At 47.3% G+C, this 695-nt stretch carries 1 tRNA gene; it reads right to left on the bottom strand.

Annotated features, from left to right (window positions below):
* Nucleotides 1-113: 113 nt before the first annotated feature.
* Nucleotides 114-187 (bottom strand) — tRNA-Ala (locus KI659_RS18525).
* Between the last annotated feature and the right edge of the window lie 508 nt (nucleotides 188-695).

Here is a 695-nt window from a genome sequence, read left to right as displayed (position 1 = left end):
TCTGTTGCATTTTCTGCTCAACATGTCAAAGAACTTGTTATTCCGCTTTCGGAATAAAGGAGGAAACAAAGTTTCCTGATATTAAAATAACCATCACGTTTGATGATTTTATGTGGAGGATAACGGATTCGAACCGTTGACCCCCTGCGTGCAAGGCAGGTGCTCTAGCCAGCTGAGCTAATCCCCCATTATTTTATCCATAGACTTCGAGCCGCTGACCCTCCCGACTGGAAGTCGGGATGCTCTAGCCAGCTGAGCTAATCCCCCATTATTTTATCCGTAGAATACGAGCCGCTGACCCTCCCGACAGGAAGTCGGGATGCTCGAGCCAGCTGAGCTAATCCCCCATTATTTTATCCGTAGAATACGAGCCGCTGACCCTCCCGACAGGAAGTCGGGATGCTCGAGCCAGCTGAGCTAATCCCCCATTATTTTATCCGTAGACTTCGAGCCGCTGACCCTCCCGACTGGAAGTCGGGATGCTCTAGCCAGCTGAGTTAATCCCCCGGAGAATTATAAATTAGAAATTTATAATTATAAATGTGAGCGAACATTATCCGCTCATTAATCATTCTTAATTCCTAATTTTTGGTGGGCCTGCGTGGACTCGAACCACGGACCTCTACTCCCGATAGCTATCGGGACAGTGTAGCGCTCCATGGAAGGAATTCATTACTAAGCCTAATTCTTTACTT

The sequence above is a fragment of the Litoribacter ruber genome, assembly GCF_018449405.1.
In the GTDB taxonomy this organism is placed as follows: Bacteria; Bacteroidota; Bacteroidia; order Cytophagales; family Cyclobacteriaceae; genus Litoribacter; species Litoribacter ruber.
Note: the sequence above shows the minus strand (reverse complement) of the source record. Positions and strands in the feature narration are given on the sequence as shown.